Below are 16,828 nucleotides of genomic sequence, written 5' to 3'. Positions count from 1 at the left end.
AACCAAATCTAACAAAATAGACCATACCAGAAGCTCCATTCACTTTATCACAAATTATTTAACTCAATTATTTCACCAGTAGAGGCATTGATACCATAGGCACAATCTAATTTGCCACATAGAATATATTGTTTTTGCTCGTGATCATAGACAAAAGTAGGCTTTAGTTCAAAATAATCCTTTAACTTTTCGTAAGCATCTTCTCCTGATATGACAATTCTCTCAGGCAATCGATATAAGTCAAAGGTTTCCAACATGAATTTATTGTCAAGATAATTAAGTACTTCTAATGTTACTCTATCAATAATTAGCAATAGCTTTCTTTGCAAGACGCAGCTTTTCTTCTCACTTCCCGCAAGAATTGCATGAATATATCCTTTATCCCGACAAAGTTCTGATAATTTCCAGTTTCCAGAATCGAATGGATATTGTTGACGTAAAAAATTTGTTACAGCGATTTCACATTTTTCTCTTTCTTGCTCACTAATTGGGATTAAATCTGGATGTGACTCACCAGAAAAAGCTAACTCCTCCGGTATTTCTTCAATTATTGCAATTTCTTTTCTCTCAAATTGATCTGAAAGTCTCGATTCCCAAGTAATTATTTTATCTATCTTCAAATGTTCCTTTCCTATTAAAGATACTTCATAAGGAATTGTTGAAAGATCATTTTTTATATAAATTTCCTCGACAGCGTATATCTCAATTAACTTTTTATAAATAGCGGATGGATAATCGATTAATTTCAATTGAGCTCTTTTTAGTTCATCTATTTTCTCCAACGAAAGCGTATAATCTTCCTTCACTTGTAAATCTAAGTTAGGAAAATGTCCATTAACAGAGAAAAATATAATTCTCCCATCATAATCATACTTTAGTTCAATATCTCCAAATGGTGATACTTCCTGTCCATTAAGGCAAGATTTAAAATATAAACGTCCCTTTTCCACCTCTACTAGATGGAACTGTTTGTTAAAAGTAAGATTTGTTTGCTCTTCTACCCAATGAATAATTTCTCTAGTATCTAAACCTGAAAAAGTATACTGATTTGAATAGGATTTCCCTCCAACGAAAATGGCACTTTTTGTCTGATAACTATTTATATCTATTTCTATTACTGCTGCTCCCTCTGGATTTAGTCCTTCCTCAAGTAACTCGTCATCAATGAAATCTGGAAACCATTCCATGCAAAGTGTATAATACGTATTTTTGAAAAGATCAATCGTTCTGGAAAAACTATAATGATGCAAATTATATTGCTCCAATCCAAATTTCTCTCTTGTAAAATCAATTAATACGCTTAGCCTCGGCCCCATAAAATCTCTCCTTCTCGATAATTGATGAAAAATTCTGTTTTATGTAATTTTAACTCAAATAATCTATTATTAATACGAAAAAACCTTAAAAAGGTTTCTAAAATATTCAAATTTAATATAATTATTTACAAAATTCGCATTATTCTATTTTACAATGATCAAGTGGTGTATAAAATGAGAAATTCTTCTTAATCGGGCTAACTCGTTATCTTGTCACTTGTTTTTACGAAATTTTAAAGAAAAAGAAAGAATTTTTATGGGAAAATTCGATTGATATTGCGGAATATAAGAAATATGAAATAAAGTATGAATATTCCTGTAGAGTTAGCCCTTCTAAAAGTTAATTTAGAATAAGAAAAAAAGGACTACTTTTTAAAAGATAGCCCTTTCTATATAGAAAAAAATCCCTATAATCATTTGTTTTCTTTATTTCGAATTTGCCTCCATATAATATAGTTTGCAAATTTCTTTTTAGTTGAGCATTTATAGAACAATCCAATGACATTAATATTTTTCAACTTTTCCAATCATATTCTTTTCTTTATCTAGGATTATAATCTCGTAATTAAAGTTACCAATTTGCTTTTGCGTTTTTTCTTCAGCAAAATAATCCTGTAATTCATTTTCAATTTTTTTCACAATAATTTTTGTATCTTTATCTTTTTCTAATCCTGTACGGATGGTTATATTCACAAGATCTTTTCCCTCTTTGAAACTTATTCCTTTCATCTTGTAAGTAGACTTTCCTGCCATTGAATTATAAATATTTGAAACAATAATTGGCCAGTTTGTTTGCAAAACCTTTCCTTCCACTTTTACTTCACCTGTCATTTTAGTCTCTTTAGTGGGGTTTGGTTTATGATAAGGTGTAATTTCCAACTTATAATCATCGATATTCTCTTTTTTCAAAAGTTTTTTTATTTTAGGTATTAGTATAGATTTCTGTTCATCAAATCTTTTGCCATTTGACATAAGTCCAATGTTAATAGTAAAAGGATTCGTGCTTATTCCAACGTTTTGAAAGTCAATCTTCTCCACTTCAAGCAGTTTGCTAATTTTTCTATCAATATAAGAATTTTGTTCATTACTTATATTCATAGGAAGCAATTTTTGCATAAAATCAGTAGCAGTTGATGAATACAAAGGTAATGTGCTAACAATAATACAACCTATCAAAATCATCAAAATATATGTAAAAATCATTGTGCCAAATTCATCATACCAACTGGACACGAGTTGATTAGTATTCATTATCCCAACTCCTTTTATGTATCTATATATTAGACGAATATTTTGAAAATTGGTCGCAACTTAGTGTCACTATTCTTCTTTTTTATGAAAATCCCTTTCTAACAGACATCAACTCTTTCTATAGTAATCTTTGGTATGATTATGTTAGATTCTTTTATTCATAATAGAGGTGAATACTTATGGAAGTTAATATTAATCTAAACAATGACTCCCCTAAATACGTTCAAATTTACGAGCAACTGAAAAACACCATTGTGACAAAGAAACTTCCTGCTCATAGTAAATTACCTTCAAAGCGGCATTTAGCTGAAAATTTAAGCGTTAGCGTTCATACTGTTAAGGAAGCGTATGAACAATTAGATGCAGAAGGTTTTATCTATAGTAAAGAAAGATCTGGTTATTTTGTATCACCATTTGAATTTGAATGGCAACAAATTAAAGAAACGAAAGCCACTCAACCAGTTACAGAAACATCACCTGTTAAAACGGATATTGATTTTGATTTTCATAATGGTCATGTCGATGCCTCTTCTTTCCCTTTCACATCATGGCGGAAATTATTTAAAAAGTATTTGCAACCAGAAAATTTAGTGAATTCTCCATGGCAAGGCGAACCCACTCTTCGTTTTGAGATTGCTCAGTATGTCCAACGTTCAAGAGGAGTACAGTGTGATTCTTCGCAAGTGTTTATCTTTGGAGGTACACAACATCAACTTCAAGCGTTATGTCTTTTTTTTGGACCTACTAGTATTGCTGGCATCGAAGAACCTGGTTTTAAAAGAGCTCGCGCTATTTTCCAACAATATTGTTATCATACATATCATATTGCTGTTGATAAAAATGGGGTAACTGTGCCTACACAAAAAATAGACTTTTTGTATACAACCCCTGCTCATCAATTTCCATTAGGAATGGTAATGTCAGCTGATCGTAGAGCTGCATTATTACATTGGGCACAAAAGAATAATACTTATATTATCGAAGACGATTATGATTCGGAATATCGCTTTAAAGGACAACCATTCCCATCTTTAGCAAAAATGGATCAACTGCAACAAGTCATTTATTCCGGTACATTCTCAAAAACACTTATACCATCCATTCGCATTAGCTATTTAATATTGCCATCATCATTAGTCGAAGCATTTACTAATTTTTATAAAGATCAAAAATCAGTTGTTTCTAAAATAGACCAACTCATTTTAGCAGACTTCATTACCCAAGGGCTTTTTGACAAACATTTAGCAAAAATGAGAACACTATATCGAAAAAAGCAAATTGCATTAATAACAGCTATCAAGACTCATTTACCAAGCACATTTCAAATTATTGGTGAAAAATCAGGACTGCACATCGTTTTAAAACTGCCCAACACTTTAAGTGAAAAAGAAGCAATTCAAAAGGCTTTGGGCATAGGAGTATGCGTTTATCCTAGTTCAACTTCATACTATAAACCTTCAGCTCAGCAAATGATTATATTAGGATACGGAGGGCTATCATTTGAACAAATCGAGGAAGGAATACTTAGATTAAAAAAAGTGTGGGATTAGCAATCGTCTAACCAAATCTGTACTTTTTATACACTCACAACCAACTATAAAAGGAGCTATCCAATTGGATAACTCCTTTTACTATTTAAACTTTAATAGCATCTCTTTTCAAAAACGCTAATCGATAGAATACAAGGCTTAGTAAGAAAACTATTGCCATCACAATGTATAGCTGAGATTCAAAATGAACTAGTAGCCATCCTCCAAATACTGGTCCCATAAAACCACCTAAGTTTTTAAACTGTGAAGCTCCTAAATAGGTTGCTTTTTGTGTAGCAGGAGCAATTTCTTCTATTAAAGCATTCATCATTGGAAAAGCGAAGATTTCACCAATTGTAAATATTATCATTCCAACGACAAATACCCAAGTTGTAGTCGCAACATTAAAGATAAGGAAACCAGCTGCGAAAAATAAGATACCAATAACCAAACTTTTCATAATAGAAATCCGTTCTGTATATATGCCAATTGGTAATTGTAATGCTAATACGACAATCGCATTAAGTGTGATTAGTAAAGAATAGAGTTTAACCCCATTCTCAATATTTAAATTTATGTACTGTGGTAAAGTCGAGTCGAATTGTGAGTATCCAAGACTAACTAAAATTCCACCTGCAAGTAAATATAATAGTTTTCGATCACCTAATACAACTTTAAGCATTTGAATAATTGTTTGTTTTTCTGTAGTACTCTTAGGTGTCACTTCATACTTTTTAAAGACAAAAATTAAAAATAACCCGTAAATTGTATACATTGAACCTGTGATTAAAAAAGGAACTTTTGCACTGGATAGGCTAGAAATCCATACACCACATAATGGTCCGATCACGGCTGCAATGTTAATCGCTGTATAGCGAAATGAAAATAACCGTCTTCTCTTTTTTTCCTCTGTAAAATCAATCATTAATGCTTGTGAGGCAGGTTCAAAAAAGGAACGACATAAACCATTGATTGCATTCAACAAAATAAAAAAAGAAACAACTCTAACAGTTGCAAAACCTATAAATACTGCACTCCATATAAAAATGGTTGTCAGCATGATAAATTTTCTTCCAAACTTATCTGTCAAATAACCACCTATAAAACCACCAAATGTTGCACATAGTTGAGCAATTCCTAATGTAATTCCAATCATTAGCGGAGAAGCATGTAGTTCACTTTGAAGATAAATAGCTAAAAATGGAATAGTCATAAAACTAGCAATACGAGTAAAAATCGTACCATTTAATATAATCCATACAATCGGATGAAAAAAGGACATAAATTGCATCATTCGAACTCCTTTTATATAATGCAATAACTTTATCTTACTATTTGCTAAATTACAATATAGACTTTCGAATGAAACATTAAAAAAAGTACATATAGTAGAGGATTAAATCCTTTACTACGTGTACTGAAGAGAGGAAAATTTTAAATTGAAATAACTCATATTAAGGTTTTATACACTTGCTCGAATACTTTAACCGATGCATATTTACGCGCATCTGCAGAACCTATATGAAGCTCTTTTGAATCATTACTTTCTTGATGATAAAATTCAATTTTTGCACCATCAAGATTTTCTGTAAAAGTTTTCATACAATATTTTTGAAGCAGTAAACGATCGATTTGATCAATTTCATCGATTGTTTGTAAGTATGCCGACATCAGAATCACTCCTTTTCGAATGCAAAACTACAACTTGTTTTAAAACTATTTAGGGCTTAAATTGGGTGTGAGCTCCGGTATTTGTTCTTGCTTTTCTTGAGGTGATATTTCCCAATCACGTCCTACTGTTATACCCAAATATTTTCTATCACTTGGATCTGTAATTTCCTTTTGTGGGTATTTTTTAAACCACCAATATTTTGCCAGAACATAGTAAAGAACAGCTCCAACTGCAAATCCTACCAATGAAGAATAAGTTGGTAATAAATTTGCTATAATACCGCCAATAATCCAAGAAATCAGTCCAGCTAGATTAAAACCATTCATATATTTATACTGCCCTGAAATCTCATAAAGTTCCTCCACATTTAATCGACGTTTGCGTAGTAAATAATAATCTGCAAACATAATGCCAACTATTGCAGTTAAAATACCACCTATAATTAGAAGAACTGAATTCAATACATCGAAAAGACTCCAAGGTTGTGCTAGAGTACCAATAATTCCAGCAATTACGACACCTATCCAGAAAGGGACTTTTGGACCACCAATATTAGAAAAGATTGTTGCAGCCGGAATGACATTTGCTGAAGTATTTGTAGACCATTGCGCTAATACAATCATTAACAATAATATTGCTAATACAAATCCGCTTGCAGACTCTTGTAATGCGGCAACAGGATCACCGGATGAAACGGCCATATAACAAACTGCACCGATGACAATCATAAATGTGTTGACAACTGGCATCACAATAAGCGAACCTACCAGTTGTGTCTTATTGCGTTTAATCCAATTTTTTTCATTTTTTGGTGCTTTGAAAAAACGAGATAGAGAAGGCATGTCAGCTGCTAATGTTGCCCAGAAGCCCATATTTGCCATTACAACAACCATAAATGCTGTAAATGTAGCCATTCCTGTTGTTGGAGATTCAACCCATGACCATACTTCTTTCCCTGAAGAAGTTGCCTTATCAGCAAGTGCTACATACATCCAACAAGAGATGAAAATAATGATTGGCGCGGCTAAATCTGCAAAACGTTCAATCGATTTAATACCTAAAGAAGTATTTAATAATTGGAATACGGCAAAGAATACGAAACAGACAAACCAGTTATCAAAATCAAATAAAATATTTAAAATTCCATTGATCGCTAAAGAACCAAAATACGTATTAATACCAAACCAACACGATGCGGTTATCCCCCTTACCAATGAAGGGAGATGCGTTCCGAATGTGCCAAATGGAGCACGCATATAAACAGGAAATGCTAGCCCATGTTCCACACCAATATCACCTATAAGTACCATGAAAATTCCAATTGTTAAGGAGCCGACCAATGTAGCGAAAATTAGCATCGGCATAGGTAAATGGATAATTCCTGCAGCACCAATAGCGAATGCGGCTAATACAATCGCCATCCCTACCCAAATAACTGAAAAACCAAAAGCACCAACATTTCGTTTCTCATAAGAGATAGGCAATAAATCAGGGGATTTCAAATAATCATTTTTTTGCTCCATAGGCATAACCTCCACATTTTTCAATTTTAACGAGGGCATTTCCTACCCTAATATTTCATCTCACTATATCTAAAATAACAACTTGGGAATTTATTAAGAACAGTTACTTTGCCAAATTACTAACATCTACTTTCCAATTGGCTCAGCGGTTGTATTCAATACTTTTAGCATTTCCTGACGTTCGTTCCATGTCATAGACGGCAAAGTATTTTTCACTTCTTTCATCGTAATGGCTCCTTCTTCTGGGCAAACAATAGAGCATAAATTACAGCCAACACAATCTTCCTCACGTATTTTCAGTTGAGAAAGTCCGCTTGCATCATGATAAAGGTCAATAGCTTGATGGGATGTATCTTCACATGCAATATAGCATTTATTACAATGAATACATTTATCATTATTGATTTCTGCTACTACCTTATAATTTAGATCTAAATTACCCCAATCAGAATATTTTGGTACGGATTGCCCGACAATGTCCATCACTGATGTAATACCTTTTTCATCCAAATAATTATTCAATCCATCGATCATATCTTCTACGATACGAAAACCATGATGCATCGCAGCGGTACAAACCTGGACACCGGTTGCACCCATCAATAAAAACTCAGCAGCATCTTGCCAATTTGATATTCCACCTACCCCTGAAATTGGTAGATTAATATGTGGACTTCGAGCACATTCCCCAACCATATTCAACGCAATTGGTTTTACCGCTGGTCCGCAATAACCACCATGTGCCCCTTTACCACCAACATGAGGAATTGTATTCCAAGTGTTTAAATCAACTCCAGCTAAACTATTAATCGTATTTATCATACTAATCGCATCCGCCCCACCTCTTACTGCTGCTTCGGCAGTTACGGTAATATCCGTAATATTTGGCGTTAGCTTCACAATAACAGGCGTTTTAGCCATTTCTTTTGCCCAGTAGGTTTGCTTTTCAACAAGTTCAGGTACCTGACCAGATGCAGCTCCCATACCACGTTCAGCCATTTCATGGGGACACCCAAAATTTAATTCCAAACCATCTACTCCGACGTCTTCTACTCGTTTTACAATTTCATGCCACTTTTCTTGTTTCGGTTCTACCATTAAAGATGCGATAATCGCATGATTGGGAAAGCGTTTCTTTGTCTCATAAATTTCTTTTAAATTTATTTCAAGTGGACGGTCAGTAATGAGCTCAATATTGTTGAAGCCTGCAACTTTCTGTCCATTGAAACTAACTGCTGCAAATCTAGACGATACATTTAAAATAGGATCGCCAAGTGTTTTCCAAACTGCACCTCCCCAACCAGCTTCAAATGCTCTTTGTACTTGATATCCAGAATTGGTTGGTGGAGCAGAAGCTAACCAAAACGGATTTGGTGACTGTATTCCTGCAAGATTTATTCGTAAATCAGCCATATAATCCCCCCTCTTTGTGTTAGGCAATCTCTGATGATTGTTTTAATGAATGATGAATTGCATATGCGCAATCTTTCCCTTGTTGGACAGCTGAAACGACTGTTGCATCACCATATCCATTTCCATATATCACATCACCACAGGCATATACCTTTGAATTAGATGTTTGAAGTGTTACAGGATCAACTGAAGGAATGCCGTTACTTTGTTGAATGTTGAATTCCTGTATCAAATCTACTTGACGCTTTTGTCCAATTGCACGAATGACAAAATCTGTTGCTATCGTGAAGTTTGAATTTTCGACTTCTAATAATGCATCTTTTCTGTCATAGCAATCGACTAATTTCATTTGAACGCATTCTAATGCCATAACTTGGCCATCTTCATTCCCTACTACTTTTTTAGGTGAAGTTAGCCATTGAAATTCTACCCCCTCTTGCTTAGCAAATTCATATTCAAATGGATATGCTGTCATTTCAATGGCAGTACGACGATATAAAATCTTTACACTTGCTGCACCTAAACGAATTGCACATGTTGCCGCATCGATCGCCGTATTTCCTGCACCGATAACGACTACTTTCTTGCCTATCATATTTTGCGGAACTGTTTCTTGCTTCGTTGTTTTGACAAACTCAATTGCATCAAGTACACCTTCTAGCATTTCTCCTTCAATATTTAAATTAGGGACTTTGCTCATTCCTACTGCCACTATAATTCGGTCAAAGTTCTCCAATAACTCATCGCAAGTAACATCTTTTCCAACTCTCTTCCCTGTTAATATAGTTGCTCCTAATCGACGAACTTGTTCTACTTCCCAGTCAACAACTTCTTGTGGTAATCGGAATGATACAATCCCATGCTGATTAAGTCCTCCAGCCTTTTTTTCAGCTTCGAAGATTGTAACTTCATAACCCATTCGGCATAGTTCACGTGCAGCAGATAACCCTGCTGGTCCACTTCCTATAATAGCAATCCTTTTACCATTTGGAACACCAGCATTGAATAATGGAATATCTTGATTTTTTACCCAATCTGTTGCATAACGTTGAAGGGCTCCAATCTTAATTGGCTTGTCATCTTTTTGCATGACACAGGCACCTTCACAAAGTTCTTCAGTTGGACAAACTCTTGCACAACTTGCTCCCATTGGATTTGCTTCTAAAATTACTTTTGCAGAACCTTTTAAGTTTCCGGAAGCAATTTTTTTGATAAAGCTTGGCACATTAATACTTGTTGGACATGCTCGCATACAAGGTGCATCATAACAATATAAACAACGATTCGCTTCTTCCATTGCACTAGCTTTAGAAAAACCCAGTGTAACTTCTTCAAAATTCTTATCTAATAAACTATTAATCATTTAATCACCCCTATATTATTGAGTAACTACCTCTTTTGTTTCCTCCTTCTTCACTTGTCGTTTAATATACTGACCACTTCCTAAAGCACCAACAAACTCTTTATCTTTTACAACAAAATTCCCCCGACTTAACACACTAATAGGTTCCCCTGTTACTTTTAATCCTTCAAACGCACTATAATCGACATTCATATGATGCGTTTCAGCTGAAATAATACGTTCTTTTCTTGGATCAAATAAGACGATATCCGCATCTGATCCAACTGCTATTGTTCCTTTTTGAGGATATAAGCCAAAAATTTTCGCTGCATTTGTTGAAATCATATCAACGAATTCATTGATTGTTATTTTCCCCTTCACGACGCCTTCAGAATATAAGACACTAAATCTATCTTCGATAAATGGTCCTCCGTTCGGAATTTTTGAGAAATCATCAATTCCTAAACGTTTTTTACCATTAAAATTAAAGGAACATTGATCTGATCCAATTGTTTGAAGTTGTTTAGCTTTTAAGGCATTCCATAAAACTTCTTGATGTTCTTTAGGTCGAAGTGGTGGGGACCAAACGTATTTAGCTCCTTCAAAGTTAGGCTTTTCTAAAGCTGACTGATCGAGTGTTAAGTAAGGTGGGCAAGTTTCACCGTACACTTTATACCCTTTTTGTCGTGCAGCAATGATTTCATCAACGGCTTCCTTACATGTCACATGCACTACATAAAGTTCAGCATCTGCTAAATGAGCCAACTCAATTGCTCGTTTTGTTGCCTCACCTTCTAATTGAGGAGGACGAGTTAAAGCATGATAAATTGGTTCTGTATGACCAAGCGCTTTTGCTTCCTCCACTAATTCGTCTATAACTGAACCATTCTCACAATGGACCATTACAACTGCACCCATCTCTTTTCCAACTTTAAAAGCTTGATAAAGGGTACGATCAGTAGCTTGAAATTCCTTCGCGTAGGCAAGGAATACTTTTATAGAAGTAATTCCTTCCTGCTCTAACACTTTCGGTAATTCAACCAAAGTATCTTCGTTTAAATCACCAATCATTAAATGGAATCCATAATCGATGACAGCTTTGTCTTTTGCCTTCTCATGCCACTTATCTACTGCATCCATTAGTTTTATTTCGCCTGCTGTTAAACAAAAATCTAAGATGGTTGTTGTACCACCAAATGCTGCTGCAATCGTACCCGATTCCCAATCATCATCTGTCACCGTATTATTAAAAGGCATATCTAGATGGGTATGGGGATCAATTCCACCTGGAAAAACATATTGTCCAGAAGCATCAATCACTTCCGCCTCATCATCTACGATTCCTTTTCCAATATAAGCAATCTTGCCATCTTCAATTAGAATATCCGCTTCATACTTATCAGCTGCTGTTACGATTGTTCCGCCAGTAATTAGTTTTTTCATAGTGTTCCTTCTTTCTATATAGTTTGTTTTTCTTTTACTAATTTCTCTTGAAGAGAGAGTACTGTTTGAAGTAAGACATTTGCCCCGTTTGCACAATCTTTAAAACTCGTTAGTTCTTCTTCGCAATGGCTTTTTCCATTTACACTCGGTACAAATATCATCGCCGAAGGTATATAGCTTGCCATAAATTGCGCATCATGCCCTGCTCCACTGTACATTCGATGAGAAGTATATCCGTATTTCTCACATGAATCTTCAATCGATTGACAGATGTCACTTTCAAATACAACTGTGTCCCTGCTCCATAGTTTTTCAAATGAGAGTTCACAACCATCAATATCAGATGGCAAATTATGAATAAAATCCTCCACTTTTGATATAATTGCTGGATGTTGGTGACGAGCTTCTAACGTAAATACCACCTTATTCGGAATGACCGTATGAATATTAGGTGAAACGTTCATTCTTCCCATTGTATAAACTAAATCTTGATCTAACGAAGCTAGTTTTTTTCTTAAAGACGTAATAATATCAGTAGCTGCAAATAATGGATCTTTTCGCATTGTCATAGGTGTTGTTCCTGCATGATCGGATTCACCTATAATCGTAATCTCATAACATACCATTCCAAGAACCCCTTCAACTACTCCTATATCTATCGCTTTACTCTCAAGCACAGGTCCCTGTTCAATATGAACTTCTAAATACGCTAAAGCTTCTTTTAAACGATTTTCTTTATCTCCTTGATAGCCGCTTCCTTCTAATGCTTCTAAAAAAGCAACTCCATTTTTATCCTTTGAATGTAGCATTTTTTCTTTATCAAACTTTCCAGCTAATACGCCAGAACTCATCATTGCTGGATCAAAACGCGCACCTTCTTCATTCGTAAAATTGACAATGACTATCGGTGCTTCAATCTCTATTTCAAATTCACGCAATGTTCTGACAACTTCAAGCGCAGTTAAAACACCTAAAACTCCGTCAAAACGTCCGCCTTTCTCAACTGAATCTAAATGTGAACCCATTACAATTGGAGGTAACTCTTTTTTGCCTGGCAATGTCGCATAAATATTTGCCATATCATCAAAGGTGACATCCATCCCAAGTTCTTCACAACATTTACAAAAGTAATTTCTTGCAGCAACATCTTCAGGAGATAAAGATAACCTTGTTACTCCGCCATTTGTAGTTTGACCAAACTTACTAAACATTTGAATTGATTCCTTTAAACGACTTTCATTACATATAAACAATATATTACCTCCCAAATACATGTTATTTTTTATTACATCTACTAACATTTCCAATTTTAGTGTATTATAAATTTATGGTATATAGTCATTTCACTAAAAAAACATGTGCATTCGCACAAAGTACTTTAGCTTTTCTACTATAGAAGTTAGGGGTGAAATAGATGATAACATTTCAACATTTTTTGGATTCACGAATATTTCATATGCTCGTTTTAAGGGGAGGGGCCGATGGATTAAACAATGAAGTCAGTGGTATAAACGTGATTGAAAGTGTAGATTTATCAAAATTTTGTCAAGCAAACGAAATTATTATTTCTACAGGTATTCATCTAAGTGAAAATACAGAGGCTCTTTTAGAACTTATTACAGCGCTTGCTCAAAAGCGAACTGCAGGATTAATCATTAATATAGGTCCTTATATTTCTAAAATACCAACCGAAGCAATAACTCTTGCAAATGATTTACAGTTTCCTATTTTTGAGATGGAATGGCGGTACCGTATTGCCGATTTATTGAAACTGACCTTTCACTTTCTTAATACTCATCATGAAAGAGAGCTAACTGAAGAAGATTTAATGAGAAAATTATTATTTACTGATGTTCAAGATCATTCGTTAGAGAAAGCTTTAGAACATTTTGGTTTTTCTAAAGAAGATGAAAAAGGCATCATTATATGTACCCCTTCTAGCGAGACCCAAGAAATCACAACTTACGAGAGAATTATTCGGCAAGCATTTTCTGTCCGTTACAAGTCATTTCTTCGGCTCATCGACAATAATCAGTTAATCTTCTTAATAAGTCGTTCCCATGTTCAAACTCCAGATATACCATTTTCAAGGACTGTCAACTCTATATTCAATCAACTTCATGAGAATTACCCGACCCCCACTCCACTATTCATAGGAATGGGAAACTTTTATACAGATACAAAAGATCTTCAAAAAAGTTTAGAACAAGCTAAAACCGTTATAAAACTATCACAGCAGCATAAAAATCCCAATCTTTATAAATATACGGAAATTGGTGCCTACAAAATTATTATGGCAGTTGAAAATAGGGATCTTATACAACGATTTTATCAAGATATGTTAGGATCATTAGTTCAATACGATCAAATGCACAATACCAACATGAAAAGCTTTTTGCGAATTTTTATAGAGGAAGATGGAAGTACTTCTAAAATTAGCAAGAGAGAATTCATACATCGAAATACAGTTCTATATAAAGTCAAAAAAATTGAAACGCTTCTGGATGCTGATTTAAGTACTCCGTTTACTAAAACAAATTTATCAATTGCTTTCATGATTGAAGATATTTTATCAAAATAATAACTTTATGCATTTGCACAAACTTTTATGTCTGAATATTCATTGTTTTCAAAATAAATTGTTAGTATCCTTTTTATGTGAGATAAAATAACATCTATTTAAAAGGAGCTGTAATAATGGATAAAATATTGTCTAATGATATTCAAAAGGATCATCAAGAGTACGTTTTAACTTCTTGGTCCAAACAACTAGGTATACTTCCTAAAGTAATGACCAAAGCAGAAGGTGTTTTTTTCTGGGATGAACAAGGTCGAAAATATTTCGATATGAGTTCTCAACTTGTCTACACAAACGTGGGCCATCAACACCCTAAACTACTTGAAGCTTTTAAACATATTGGAGAGATTCCACTATCATCTCCTGGTTTTGCCAGTGCATCTAAATCTGCCTTAGCAAAAAAAATTATTGAACTCGCACCGAATAATATGCAGAAAGTCTTTTTCACTTGTGGTGGTGCAGAATCTAACGATCATGCTATTAAAATTGCAAAAATGGTGACTGGTCGATATAAAATTTTCTCTCGTTACCGCTCTTATCACGGAGCAACATTTGGTGCTGGTAATTTGACAGGCGAAAATCGCCGGCTAAGTGCCGAGCCCGGTATTCCCGGTTTCGTTAAATTTGATATTCCCTATTTATATAGAGAAGCAATTGATTTTAGTAGTGAAGAACAAGCAACAGAATTTTATCTAAAACGTTTGCAACAGCAAATTTTATATGAAGGCCCAAATATGATTGCGGCCATATTCATCGAACCAATACCTGGCAGTAACGGTGTTATAATCCCGCCTAAGGGTTACTTAGAAGGTGTTAGAACATTATGTGATGAGTTCGGTATTTTAATGGTTTGTGATGAAGTGATGTCTGGGTTTGGACGCACAGGTAAAATGTTCGCCGTTGACCATTATGACTTTGAACCAGATATGATCACTTTTGCTAAAGGTATTACTTCTGGTTATGCACCCCTTGGAGGAGTTATTGTGAGCAATCAAATTGCCTCTTATTTTGATGATCATCCTCTAATGACTGGTCTAACTTACAGCGGTCATACAATGTGTACTCAAATCGGATTAGAAACTTTAAAAATTTATGAGGAAGAAAAACTCATTGATAACGCTTATAAAGTAGGTAAAGTTTTAGCTGAGCGTCTTGAACAATTATTATCCTACTCTATCGTTGGAGAAGTTCGTCATCTTGGTTTGTTCGCTGCGGTTGAGTTAGTAAAGGATAAAACAACCCGTGAGCCCCTCATTCAATATGGATTAGATTACGGACAGGATCCTGTTCGATTGATGAATAAATTCATATCAATGTTACTTAAAAAAGGATTTTACACCTATTCTCACGAATCTAGTATTATAATAGCTCCACCTCTTGTCATTACAGTGGATGAATTAAATGAAGCTATGGATATTTTCGAAAATGTCATACAAGAATTTGAAAAGTTAATCAATCAACCTAAATTTGCTTCAGTTTAAAGGAGGAATTATATGGAAAATTTTTACTATGAACAACCTGTACCGATTGATTTTGGTGTAGATAAAATCAAAGAGCTACCACAAATCTTAGAAAAATTTAATTTTAAAAAAGGATTATTGATTAGTGCACCTTCAATGATAAGAAACGGAATTGCAGATGAGATAAAGGATGCTTCAAACGGTAAAATCGCAGCTATTTTTTCTGATATACAAGCAAATCCAACCGTTCAAAATACAGATGATTGTGTTAAAGCCCTTATAGAAAATAATTGTGACTTTGCGATTGCGCTTGGCGGTGGAAGTATATTAGATTGCGCTAAAGTTGCCTGCTTTGTTGCAACAACTTCTTATACAACTGAAGTCTATTTTACAAAGCAACAACCAATTTCACACAAAGGATTACCAATGATTGCTATTCCTACAACAGCGGGTACTGCAAGCGAAATTACAAATGTATCTGTGTTAACTGATACAAAACGCGGTATAAAGGGGCCGCTAGCAAGTGAGTTTTTATATCCTATTTATGCGTTAGTTGATCCAAAACTAACATTAAGCTGTCCTCAACAAGTAACAGCATCCAGTGGCTTAGATGTTTTAGCTCATTCATTAGAAGCTTTTTACGGAAAAAAGCACCAACCGTATACAGACCTAGTTGCCGAATATGCAGCAAAACTAGTTTTCGAAAATATCTTGGTTGCCTATCACGCTCCTGATAATATCGAAGCCCGTACCAATATGTGCCTAGCTTCCGTAACAGCAGGTATGGCATTTAACTTAACACAAACTGCTGCCGCTCATGCTTGTTCATACCCATTGACTCAAAATTTCGGTGTCCCACATGGAGAAGCATGTGCTTTAACTTTACCTACTTTCTGGAGACTCAACAGTATCGGTAAAGAAGCAAAAAGACTAGATGCTTTTAGCCGTCGCCTCGGATTTGAAGATGCTAAGGACTTAGCAGATCAAATTGATGAATTAAAGAAAGAAATGAAAATGTGCTTAACAATCGAAGATGCAGGTGTAAAAACAGAAGATGATTTAAACCTTCTAATTGCAAATAGTTTCGCTCCTAATATGCAAAATAACCCTGTAGAAATTAGTCCTGAATTATTAGAAAATCTTTATAAATCTATTTCAAGTGTTCATTCGAATAATTAAAAACTATTTTGACAGTGTAGCTTTATAAATGAGATTGACTAATTAAAATAGCATTCAGTAATTTATATCAAAGTATGATTAAAAACATAAAAACATCTCTTCTCCTCATATATTTCTAGAGA

13 protein-coding genes are annotated in these 16,828 nt (G+C 34.5%); 4 read left to right on the top strand and 9 right to left on the bottom strand.

Translation table 11 applies throughout. The annotated features are described in order from the left end of the window. Window positions 1-47: 47 nt before the first annotated feature. Complete coding sequence (locus CW357_RS09500) at window positions 48-1,316, bottom strand: hypothetical protein (RefSeq protein ID WP_124217898.1); 1,269 nt, start codon at window positions 1,314-1,316, stop codon at window positions 48-50. 504 nt (window positions 1,317-1,820) lie between these two features. Further along, window positions 1,821-2,567, bottom strand: a complete 747-nt coding sequence (locus tag CW357_RS09495; RefSeq protein WP_119416455.1) for a hypothetical protein — start codon at window positions 2,565-2,567, stop codon at window positions 1,821-1,823. Between the two features lie 179 nt (window positions 2,568-2,746). Here CW357_RS09495 and CW357_RS09490 point away from each other — a divergent pair, with 179 nt between their 5' ends. After that, entirely contained in the window at window positions 2,747-4,117 is a 1,371-nt protein-coding gene (locus CW357_RS09490; protein ID WP_124217897.1) for a MocR-like pyridoxine biosynthesis transcription factor PdxR, read from the top strand. Between the two features lie 85 nt (window positions 4,118-4,202). On the opposite strand, the gene CW357_RS09485 is transcribed toward CW357_RS09490, so the two are convergent. The 7 genes from CW357_RS09485 to CW357_RS09455 form a co-directional block, all read right to left on the bottom strand. Continuing rightward, entirely contained in the window at window positions 4,203-5,387 is a 1,185-nt protein-coding gene (locus CW357_RS09485; RefSeq protein ID WP_233548105.1) for an MDR family MFS transporter, read from the bottom strand. 158 nt (window positions 5,388-5,545) lie between these two features. Next, complete coding sequence (locus CW357_RS09480; RefSeq protein ID WP_119416458.1) at window positions 5,546-5,767, bottom strand: hypothetical protein; 222 nt, start codon at window positions 5,765-5,767, stop codon at window positions 5,546-5,548. 45 nt (window positions 5,768-5,812) lie between these two features. Further along, the gene (locus CW357_RS09475) at window positions 5,813-7,291 is read right to left on the bottom strand and encodes an NCS1 family transporter (RefSeq protein ID WP_119416459.1); all 1,479 of its coding nucleotides are present in this window, start codon (window positions 7,289-7,291) and stop codon (window positions 5,813-5,815) included. A 126-nt stretch (window positions 7,292-7,417) separates the two neighbouring features. Continuing rightward, a complete protein-coding gene (gene preA, locus CW357_RS09470; protein WP_124217896.1) occupies window positions 7,418-8,704 on the bottom strand; it encodes an NAD-dependent dihydropyrimidine dehydrogenase subunit PreA in 1,287 nt (428 codons plus the stop codon). A gap of 19 nt (window positions 8,705-8,723) precedes the next feature. Further along, on the bottom strand, window positions 8,724-10,067 hold the full coding sequence (locus CW357_RS09465) for an NAD(P)-dependent oxidoreductase (protein WP_124217895.1): 1,344 nt from the start codon (window positions 10,065-10,067) through the stop codon (window positions 8,724-8,726). A gap of 15 nt (window positions 10,068-10,082) precedes the next feature. Next, window positions 10,083-11,489 carry a dihydropyrimidinase gene (gene hydA, locus CW357_RS09460; protein WP_124217894.1) on the bottom strand — a complete coding sequence of 469 codons (1,407 nt, stop codon included), beginning with the start codon at window positions 11,487-11,489 and terminating at the stop codon, window positions 10,083-10,085. A gap of 14 nt (window positions 11,490-11,503) precedes the next feature. After that, a complete protein-coding gene (locus tag CW357_RS09455; RefSeq protein WP_241155069.1) occupies window positions 11,504-12,742 on the bottom strand; it encodes a Zn-dependent hydrolase in 1,239 nt (412 codons plus the stop codon). A 161-nt stretch (window positions 12,743-12,903) separates the two neighbouring features. On the opposite strand from CW357_RS09455, the gene CW357_RS09450 reads away from it, so the two are divergent. The 3 genes from CW357_RS09450 (at window position 12,904) to CW357_RS09440 (ending at window position 16,706) form a co-directional block, all read left to right on the top strand. Next, on the top strand, window positions 12,904-14,070 hold the full coding sequence (locus tag CW357_RS09450) for a PucR family transcriptional regulator (RefSeq protein ID WP_119416464.1): 1,167 nt from the start codon (window positions 12,904-12,906) through the stop codon (window positions 14,068-14,070). Window positions 14,071-14,186: 116 nt separating this feature from the next. Further along, window positions 14,187-15,548, top strand: coding sequence for an aminotransferase class III-fold pyridoxal phosphate-dependent enzyme (locus CW357_RS09445; protein WP_119416465.1), 1,362 nt, complete (start codon window positions 14,187-14,189; stop codon window positions 15,546-15,548). 12 nt (window positions 15,549-15,560) lie between these two features. After that, the gene (locus tag CW357_RS09440; protein WP_124217892.1) at window positions 15,561-16,706 is read left to right on the top strand and encodes an iron-containing alcohol dehydrogenase family protein; all 1,146 of its coding nucleotides are present in this window, start codon (window positions 15,561-15,563) and stop codon (window positions 16,704-16,706) included. The last annotated feature ends 122 nt before the right edge of the window (window positions 16,707-16,828 follow it).

The organism is Rummeliibacillus sp. TYF005 (genome assembly GCF_003844195.1).
Classification (GTDB): domain Bacteria; phylum Bacillota; class Bacilli; order Bacillales_A; family Planococcaceae; genus Rummeliibacillus.
This window is presented reverse-complemented; position numbering and strand designations above follow the sequence as displayed.

Coding starts and splice junctions, on each gene's coding strand:
- CW357_RS09440 (WP_124217892.1), top strand. CDS start 15,561: ATGGAAAATTTTTACTATGAACAACCTGTACCGATTGATTTTGGTGTA.
- CW357_RS09480 (WP_119416458.1), bottom strand. CDS start 5,767: ATGTCGGCATACTTACAAACAATCGATGAAATTGATCAAATCGATCGT.
- CW357_RS09500 (WP_124217898.1), bottom strand. CDS start 1,316: ATGGGGCCGAGGCTAAGCGTATTAATTGATTTTACAAGAGAGAAATTT.
- preA (WP_124217896.1), bottom strand. CDS start 8,704: ATGGCTGATTTACGAATAAATCTTGCAGGAATACAGTCACCAAATCCG.
- hydA (WP_124217894.1), bottom strand. CDS start 11,489: ATGAAAAAACTAATTACTGGCGGAACAATCGTAACAGCAGCTGATAAG.
- CW357_RS09490 (WP_124217897.1), top strand. CDS start 2,747: ATGGAAGTTAATATTAATCTAAACAATGACTCCCCTAAATACGTTCAA.
- CW357_RS09475 (WP_119416459.1), bottom strand. CDS start 7,291: ATGGAGCAAAAAAATGATTATTTGAAATCCCCTGATTTATTGCCTATC.
- CW357_RS09450 (WP_119416464.1), top strand. CDS start 12,904: ATGATAACATTTCAACATTTTTTGGATTCACGAATATTTCATATGCTC.
- CW357_RS09445 (WP_119416465.1), top strand. CDS start 14,187: ATGGATAAAATATTGTCTAATGATATTCAAAAGGATCATCAAGAGTAC.
- CW357_RS09485 (WP_233548105.1), bottom strand. CDS start 5,387: ATGCAATTTATGTCCTTTTTTCATCCGATTGTATGGATTATATTAAAT.
- CW357_RS09465 (WP_124217895.1), bottom strand. CDS start 10,067: ATGATTAATAGTTTATTAGATAAGAATTTTGAAGAAGTTACACTGGGT.
- CW357_RS09495 (WP_119416455.1), bottom strand. CDS start 2,567: ATGAATACTAATCAACTCGTGTCCAGTTGGTATGATGAATTTGGCACA.